General features: G+C 73.2%; 9 protein-coding genes. 4 read left to right on the top strand and 5 right to left on the bottom strand.

Translation table 11 applies throughout. The features are described from left to right. Window position 1 precedes the first annotated feature (1 nt). The 5 genes from Q0V34_RS08640 to tsaD are packed head-to-tail and all read right to left on the bottom strand — an operon-like array spanning window position 2 to window position 3,600. Window positions 2–781, bottom strand: coding sequence for a class I SAM-dependent methyltransferase (locus tag Q0V34_RS08640; RefSeq protein WP_297510665.1), 780 nt, complete (start codon window positions 779–781; stop codon window positions 2–4). Window positions 782–839: 58 nt separating this feature from the next. After that, complete coding sequence (locus Q0V34_RS08635; protein WP_297510662.1) at window positions 840–1,205, bottom strand: Rieske (2Fe-2S) protein; 366 nt, start codon at window positions 1,203–1,205, stop codon at window positions 840–842. A 1-nt stretch (window position 1,206) separates the two neighbouring features. Next, entirely contained in the window at window positions 1,207–1,491 is a 285-nt protein-coding gene (locus Q0V34_RS08630) for a YciI family protein (protein WP_297510659.1), read from the bottom strand. Window positions 1,492–1,504: 13 nt separating this feature from the next. After that, on the bottom strand, window positions 1,505–2,500 hold the full coding sequence (locus Q0V34_RS08625) for an NAD(P)H-dependent glycerol-3-phosphate dehydrogenase (protein WP_297510656.1): 996 nt from the start codon (window positions 2,498–2,500) through the stop codon (window positions 1,505–1,507). Continuing rightward, window positions 2,497–3,600 carry a tRNA (adenosine(37)-N6)-threonylcarbamoyltransferase complex transferase subunit TsaD gene (gene tsaD, locus Q0V34_RS08620; RefSeq protein ID WP_297510653.1) on the bottom strand — a complete coding sequence of 368 codons (1,104 nt, stop codon included), beginning with the start codon at window positions 3,598–3,600 and terminating at the stop codon, window positions 2,497–2,499. Before tsaD ends, Q0V34_RS08625 begins: the two co-directional genes overlap by 4 nt. A 72-nt stretch (window positions 3,601–3,672) precedes the next feature. Between tsaD and hemC the strand changes: the two genes are divergently transcribed. Genes hemC through Q0V34_RS08600 form a run of 4 tightly spaced genes read left to right on the top strand, consistent with a single transcriptional unit; the run spans window position 3,673 to window position 7,811 of the window. Then, window positions 3,673–4,641, top strand: a complete 969-nt coding sequence (gene hemC / locus Q0V34_RS08615; RefSeq protein WP_297510649.1) for a hydroxymethylbilane synthase — start codon at window positions 3,673–3,675, stop codon at window positions 4,639–4,641. Between the two features lie 5 nt (window positions 4,642–4,646). Beyond that, the gene (locus Q0V34_RS08610; RefSeq protein ID WP_297510646.1) at window positions 4,647–5,333 is read left to right on the top strand and encodes a uroporphyrinogen-III synthase; all 687 of its coding nucleotides are present in this window, start codon (window positions 4,647–4,649) and stop codon (window positions 5,331–5,333) included. Between the two features lie 43 nt (window positions 5,334–5,376). Beyond that, complete coding sequence (locus Q0V34_RS08605; RefSeq protein ID WP_297510642.1) at window positions 5,377–6,270, top strand: COG4223 family protein; 894 nt, start codon at window positions 5,377–5,379, stop codon at window positions 6,268–6,270. Next, window positions 6,267–7,811 (top strand): heme biosynthesis HemY N-terminal domain-containing protein, encoded by a 1,545-nt coding sequence (locus tag Q0V34_RS08600; RefSeq protein ID WP_297510639.1) that lies wholly within the window; start codon window positions 6,267–6,269, stop codon window positions 7,809–7,811. The genes Q0V34_RS08605 and Q0V34_RS08600 overlap by 4 nt, the downstream gene beginning before the upstream one ends. Window positions 7,812–7,816 lie beyond the last annotated feature (5 nt).

Below are 7,816 nucleotides of genomic sequence, written 5' to 3'. Positions count from 1 at the left end.
CCTAGCGCGGGATTTCGGCGGTCTTGACCAGGGCGACCTGCCGATAGACGGCGGCGACTTCGAAATAGCGGCCGAAGGCGGCGTGGAACTGATCGACCGCCTGCTTCACGCCCGGACCGCCGATCTCGCTGATATCGTGCCAATAGTCGTCCAGCACCATCATGCCGCCGACGCTGAGCAGGCTGGCGCAGAAGCAGAGGTCGATCAGCACGGCCAAAGCCGTGTGGCTGCCGTCGACATAGATGAGATCGAACCGCTCGCCCCGCTCCAGCATCCGGGGCAGGACGTAGGTCGAGAAGCCCTTGTGGGTGGAGAGGCTCTTGAACCCGCACTTGGCCATGTTCCGCTGAAAGCGCGGTTCGACGGCGTGATACTTCTCTTCGGGGTTCAGGGCTTCGTCGAACCAGGGATCGATGACCGTGACGGCGAGGCGGTTCGGCAGCAGCCAGTCCATGAAGGCCAGGTTGCGGCCCTCGTAGGCGCCGATCTCCATGTAGCGGATCGCTTCGCCCTCGGGCCGCTTGGCCGCGAACTCGCGCAGCAGCGGCGTGACGAACGGGATATTGTTGCTGGCCCAGGTCGAGGTGAACTCGAAGCCGGCCTGTTCGGCATGGGCGTTGAACGCCTCGACGACGGCGGGGTCGCGCTGACCGCTCAGCATGGTCTTGGCCAGGTTCGGCGCGAGGCGGGGATTGACCTTGGCGATCGAGCGCAGCTTGGCCAGCCCGCCCCGGTGCGTCACCGTCTCGGCGTCGAAGTGCATGTCGGTCCCGTCGGCCATGGCCCGTTCCTCCATCGGTCGCGACGCAGGCTAGGCGCAAGGTCTTAAGGAACGGCGATCACGCAACCACGATCTGGCCGTCGCGCGCCTCCACCGGCCACGCGACAAGGCGTTCGCCCGGACAGGGTCCCGCGACGCAGGCGCCGTCCTCGATCCGAAACAGCGCGGCGTGTCCGGCGCAGAGAATCAGATCGCTCTCGCGCGTCAGGTAGCGGCCGGCGAACCCCGCCAAGGGCCAGCCGGCGTGCGGGCAGCTGTCGACATAGCCGACCACGAGATCGCCCCGGCGCACCACGAAGCCGGCGAACATCGCGTCGCCGGCGCGATAGCGAAAGCCCCTCGAGCCGGGCGAAGGCACCTCGTCCAGCGCGCAGAGCACGGTTCCGGGCGGCGGGCGCGCCGGATTGTCCAGATCGCCGCGCAAGCTAGCCGATCGAGCCCACGCCGACGCGCCAACCCTGGATCTCGACGCGCTCGAACAGGCCGGCCAGGGTGTAGGGGTCGTTGTCGACGAAGGCCTGGGCGACAGCGCGATCCTCGGCCTCGAGGATCAGCATGGACCCGATCGGCTCCCCGGCGTCGCTCAAGAGCGGGCCGGCGGCCTTCACCAGGGTCGCGCCGTTCAGATAGTCGAGATGGGTCGGGCGGGTCGCCATGCGCAGCTCGAGGGCGCCGGGCTTGTCCTTGCAGTAGACGACGAAGAGAGCCATGCGGCGATCTCCCTTAGGCTTCGGATTTGAGGGGGCGAGAGAGCAGACCGGCGATAGCGGCGTCGACCGCGACCTCGCCGGCCAGGATGGCGGCGACCGCCTCGCAGATCGGCGCCTCGACGCCCACCTTGCGGGCCAGGGCGCGCACGGCGGGCGCCGAGGCCACGCCCTCGGCGATGGAAACCTTGCCGGCCAGGGCCTGATCCAGGGTCAGGCCTTGGCCAAGCGCCACGCCGACGCTCATGTTTCGCGACTGGGTGCTGGAGCAGGTCAGGACGAGGTCGCCCAGGCCGCAGAGACCCGCCACCGTTTCGGCGCGGGCGCCGAGGGCGACAGCGAGGCGCGTCAGCTCGGCGAAGCCGCGGGTGATCACCGTGGCGTGGGCGTTGCGTCCCAGGCCCTTGCCCTCGACGATGCCGCAGGCGATGGCCAGCACGTTCTTGACGGCCCCGCCGGCCTCGGCCCCGATCAGGTCGTTGGCCGTATAGGGACGGAAGGTCGGGATCGCGATCGCCTCGGCGATGGCCCGGCCCAGGGTCTCGTCCGCGCAGGCCAGGGTGACGGCGGCGGGCAGGTTGCGCGCCACCTCGCCGGCGAAGCTGGGGCCCGACAGCACCGCGATCGGCGCCGTCGGCAGGACTTCCGCCGCCACCTCGGTCATCAGCTTCAGCGAGCCCTGCTCGACGCCCTTCGAGCACAGGACGATCGGCGCGCCGGGCCTGTGGCGCGGGGCGAACGCGGTGAGGGCCGCGCGCAGATGCTGGGCGGGCGCGACCGCGAGGATCAGGTCGCAGGCGGCCAGCGCGGCCATATCGGGCGTGGCCTCGATCGCGGATTCCAGCGCGATCCCCGGCAGGAACAACGTGTTCTCGCGCGCGGTATTGATCGCGGCGACCACCTCGGGCTCGCGCGCCTGCAGCGTGACCCGAAGGCCCGCGCGCGCGCAGACCTGGGCCAGGGCGGTGCCCCAGGCGCCCGCGCCGATGACGCCCGCGTGGGTGAAGGTCATGCCTTGGCTCCCTTGCGACCGTAGGCGTGGGCGGGATTGCTCAGGGCCGAAGCCTCGTCCAGCGGCCAGCGCGGGCGGGCGACGGCGTCGAGGTCGTCGGAAATCCCCAGGGCCAGCCGCTCGGCGCCGGCCAGGGCGATCATGGCCGCGTTATCGGTGCAGTAGGCGAGCGGCGGGGCGGCGAAGGAGAAGCCGTTCTTCTCGCAGTCCGCCAGCAGGGCCGCCCGCACCGCGCCATTGGCGGCGACCCCGCCCGCGACCACGAAGCGCCAGTCGGCGGCGTCGTGGTTTTCCTTGTAGAGCGTCATGGCGCGGTCGACCCGCTCCGACAGTTGCCGGGCGATGGCGGCCTGGACGCCGGCGGCCAGATCGCGGCGCTCGTCCTCGGTCGCCAGGGTCTCGGCGATCCGCGCGGCGGCGGTCTTCAGGCCGGAGAACGAGAAGTCGCAGTCCTTGCGGCCGAGCAGGGCGCGGGGCAGGGCGTAGCGGCTCGCGTCGCCGCCGACCGCCAGCTTTTCCAGGGCCGGACCGCCCGGATAGGGCAGGCCCAGGCTCTTGGCGATCTTGTCGAAGGCCTCGCCGGCCGCGTCGTCGATCGTGGTGCCCAGCCGCTGGCAGGCGCCGACCCCGGCGACCTCCAGCAGCTGGCAGTGGCCGCCGGACACCAGCAGCAGCAGGAACGGATAGGCGATGTCGGCGCCCAGGCGCGCCGAGACGGCATGGCCTTCCAGGTGGTTGACGGCCACCAGCGGCACGCCGCGCGCCAGCGCCACGGCCTTGCCGAACGCCAGGCCGACCATCACGCCCCCGACCAGGCCGGGTCCCGCCGTGGCTGCCACGCCGTCGAGGTCCGAAAAGCCCAGGCCCGACGCCCGCAGGGCCTCGGCGGCGATGGCGTCGATCGACTCGACATGGGCGCGCGCGGCGATTTCGGGCACCACGCCGCCGAACGGCGCGTGTTTGTCGAACTGCGTCCCGATCACCGACGACAGCACCTCGACCGTGCCGTCCTCGGCGCGGCGCACCACCGAGGCCGCGGTCTCGTCGCAGCTGGTCTCCAGGCCGAGGATGGTGAGCCCAGAGGGCTTAAGGGTGGTCATTCGGTTGCGGGCCTTCCGCCGCTCCTGTAGCAGCGAGGATCAATCGTCGTCTCCGCAGGTAACGTTCCGACCGTGTCCCGGCAACCTCCCATCCGCATCGGCGCGCGCGGCTCCAAGCTCTCCCTGGCCCAGTCCGGCCTGATGCAGGCCCGCATCGCCGCCGCGCTCGGCGCGCCGGCCGGGGCGTCGAAGGAAGAGATCGAGGCCGTGGCCCCGCTGATCCCGATCGTCACCAGCGGCGACCGCATCCAGGACCGGCGGCTGATGGAGATCGGCGGCAAGGGCCTGTTCACCAAGGAGATCGAGGAGGCGCTGCTGGACGGCCGCATCGACTGCGCCGTCCACTCGCTGAAGGACATGCCCGCCGAACTGCCGCCGGGCCTCGTCCTGGCCGCCACGCCCGAGCGGGAAGACCCGCGCGACGCCTTCATCAGTCACGTCGCCGAGCGGCTGGAAGACCTGCCGAAGGGCGCGCGCCTGGGCACCGCCTCCCTGCGGCGGCAAGCGCAGGCCCTGCACGCGCGGCCCGACCTCGAGATCGTCATGCTGCGCGGCAATGTCGACACCCGCCTGGCCAAGCTGGAACGGGGCGAGGCCGACGCCATCCTGCTTGCCCAGTCGGGTCTGAACCGCCTGGGCCTGGGTCACCTGACGCGCAGCTGGCTGGATCCCGACGCCTGCCCGCCGGCGCCGGGCCAGGGCGCCCTGGTCATCGAGACCCGCGCCGAGGACGTCGACGCGCCCTGGCTGGAGGCGGTCCGCTGCCGCGAGACGGCGATCGCCGTCGCCGCCGAGCGGGGCGCCCTCTACGCGCTGGAAGGCTCTTGCCGCACCGCCATCGGCGCGCGGGCGACGCTGGACGGGGCGCGCCTGACCATGGTCGTCGAGGCCCTGACGCCGGACGGCGCCAAGCGTTTCCGCCGCCACGGCGAGGTTCTCCTGACCGGCGCCGACGATATCGGCGCGGCGCGCGCGCTGGGTCTCGATCTGGGCGCGGCGGTCCGCGCCGAGGGCGGCGACGCCATCCTCTTGCCGGAATAGCGTCGATGGCGAAGGGCGCGCCGGTCTGGATCACCCGCGCCCGACCCGGCGCCCTGGCCACCGCCGAGCGGGTGCGCGCGCGGGGCTTCGAGCCGCTCGTCGACCCGCTGCTGGCGGTTCGGTTCTTGGACGCCAAGTTCGAGCTTTCCGGCGTCGCGGCCTTGGCCTTCACCAGCGCCAACGGCGTCGAGGCGTTCGCCCGCGTCTGCGACGCGCGCGACCTGCCGGTGTTCGCGGTCGGCCGCACGACCGCGAGCCGGGCGTCGGCCCTGGGGTTCCCGGACGTTTTCAGCGCCGATGGCGACGTGGAGGCGCTCGGCGCGATGCTGCTGGCGCGCTCGCCGGGCCCGGTGCTCTGGGCCGGGGCACGCGAGCCCGCCGGCGACCTCGTGGGCTGGCTGAACGGCCGCGGCGTGGCGGCCAGGGCCGTCGCCGTCTACGAAACGGCGGAGCGCGATCCCGCGCCCGCGACCCTGTCGCGCCTCGCCGAGCCGACGACCGCGCTGCTCCATTCACCGCGCGCGGCGCGCGTCCTGGCCAGGATCATGGCGTCGCGGTCGGGGCTCAAGCCGCGCGTCCTTTGTCTGTCGGAGGCCGTGGCCGCGCCGTTGAGGGATATCGTCGACGCGCGCGCCGTGGCGGTCGCGCCGCGCCCCGACGAAACCGCTCTGCTCGACCTGCTGAGCCGCTAAGCGCGACATTGCGCGGCGCTTCGGGGTGAGGCACGAATGGCGCATGACCGTCGCTCCCGACCCCTCTGAAATCGTCGCGCCCAGCGATCCGGCGCTCTACGCCCGGCGACGGGTGATGGGCCCCGCGGTCTGGGCCTGGCTGTTGCTCTGCCTGATCTGCGTCGCCTTGGGCGCGGGACTCGCCCGCTACGGTCCGACCCTCTTCGCGCCCAAGGCTCGCTCGGGGGACGGCGCGGTGTCGGCGACCCCCAGCGCGCGTCCCATCGCCGAGCGCGTCGCGACCGGCGCGGCTCTGCCGGTGGAGGCGACGCCGACCGCCGCCTTGCCGCCGCCCGCGCCGGCCGCCGATGTCGAACGCCTCGAAACCCGAATCAACGCCCTGGAGACCAGCCAGAAGGGCTTGGTCGACGCCGCCGCGACGGCGCTGGCCGTCTCGACCCTAGCCGAGGCCGCCAACGCCTCGCGCCCCTTCGGCGAGGAGCTGGCGGGCTTGCAGCGTCTGGCGCCGCCGTCGCCGGACCTGCGGGCGCTCGAACCGCTGGCCCGCACGGGCGCGCCCTCGCGCGCGGGCCTCGCGGCGCAGTTCGAGGCTCTCGCCGGCCGCGCCGCCAGCGCCTCGCGCGATCCCGGCCCGGACGCCGACCTTTTCGCGCGTCTTCGCTACGCGCTCTCCAGCATCGTCTCGATCCGCCATATCGGCTCGACCAAGGGCTCGACGCCGGACGCCATCCTGGCGCGGGCGCAGGCCCTGCTGGACGAGGGCGATGTCGAAGGCGCCGTCGCCGCCCTGGATCCCCTGAATGATCGGGCGCGCGAGGTCCTGGCGCCGTGGTTCCTGGCCGCCAATCGCCGGATCGAGATCGATCGCCGCCTCGCCGCCGTCCGAGCCGACGCCTTGGCCAGTCTGTCGCGCGCCTCGCGGACCGCAGCCCCATGATCCGGATCGCCTTCGCGCTCTTCCTGGTCGCCAGCGTCGCGGTCGGCGCCCTGGCCCTGACCGGCGAGCCCGGTCGCGCCGTCCTGGACTGGATGGGCTGGCGGGTCGAGATGACCGCGGCGGCCGCGGCCCTGCTGACCCTGTTCTCGGCCTTGCTGTTCACCCTCGTCTGGCGGGGCGTGATCTGGGTCGTCGAGGCGCCGCGTCGCGCCGCCCGCGTCCGGGCCGAGGCCAAGCGCAAGTCGGCCATCGAGGCGCTGTCGCGCGGCTTCCTGGCGGTCGCCGCCGGCGACGGCTCCGAGGCGCGCCGGTTGGCGCAGAAATCGGCCGAGCTGGCCGAGGACGCGCCGGGCCTGGTCCGCGTGCTCGCCGCCCAGGCCGCCGAGGCCGCCGGCGATCTCACCGCCGCCAAGGCCGCCTACAACGCCATGCTCGGCTTTCCGGAGATGCGCCTGGCGGGCCTGCGCGGCCTGATGCAGGCGGCGCTCGCCGAGGGCGACCGCCCCGCCGCCGTCCGCCACGCCGAGACCGCCTATGGCTTGGCGCGAACCGCGCGCTGGGCCTGGCGGGCGCTTCTGGAGGCGCGGCTCGAGGTCGGCGACTGGGCGGCGGCGCTCGAGCTCGTGCAAGGGGGGCTGGATCGCAAGATCGTCTCGCCCGTCGTCGCCGAGCGCAGCCGGGCCGCCCTGCTGGCCGCCTCGGCCGCCAGCCTGGAGGACGCCGCCGAACCGAAGGCCCGCGCCCAGGCGCTGGACTTCGCGCTGCAGTCGGTGAAGCTGAAGCCGGACTTCGCGCCCGGCGTGGTGATGGCCGCGCGCCTGCTGGCCGACGACGGCAAGGTCGCCAAGGCTGGGCAGATGATCGAGGCGGCCTGGAAGGTCGAGCCGCATCCGGCCCTGTGGCTCGCCTATCGCGACCTGAAGACCAACGAAGTGCCCAAGGCCCGGGCTCAGCGCCTGGCGGGCCTGGCGGCGCTGAAGCCCGAAGCCCGCGAGAGCCGCCTTCTGCGGGTCGAGGCGGCGCTGATCGCCGGCGATCCGATCGCCGCCCGCGCCGCCGCCCGTCTGCTCGACCAGGAGGCCCCGACCGCCCGTTTCGCCGGCCTGATGGCGCGCGTCGCCGCCGCCAATGGCGAGGCCGACGAGGCCCGCGCCTGGATCGCGCGCGGCGCCGAGGCCCCGCAGGAGCCGGATTGGACCGATCTCGACCCGGAGGGCCGCGCCTTCGCCTATGGTCGCGAGGACTGGGCCCGGCTGGTCGGCAGCTACGGCGAGACCGGCCAGTTGATCCATCCCCGCCACGAGCGGCGCGAGCGGACCATGAACGACCTGCCGGAGCTGCCGTCGGCCTACAAGGACTACGCCGACTCCACGCCCTTCATGCGCGCGGCCGAGACGGGCGGCGCGATGATCCCGCTTCCAGACGACCCCGGCGTGTTCGACGCGCCGCCCCCGCCGGACCCACCGGAGGGCGGTCCGGCGCCGCGTCGCAATTCCGGTGCAAGACGGCGCTTGGCAAGCGGCTCGCGCGCCGCTAAATAGGCGCT

This window comes from uncultured Caulobacter sp. (genome assembly GCF_947036865.1).
Lineage (GTDB): Bacteria > Pseudomonadota > Alphaproteobacteria > Caulobacterales > Caulobacteraceae > Caulobacter.
The sequence above is the reverse complement of the archived record's forward strand: the minus strand, read 5'-3'. Positions and strand labels throughout refer to the sequence as shown.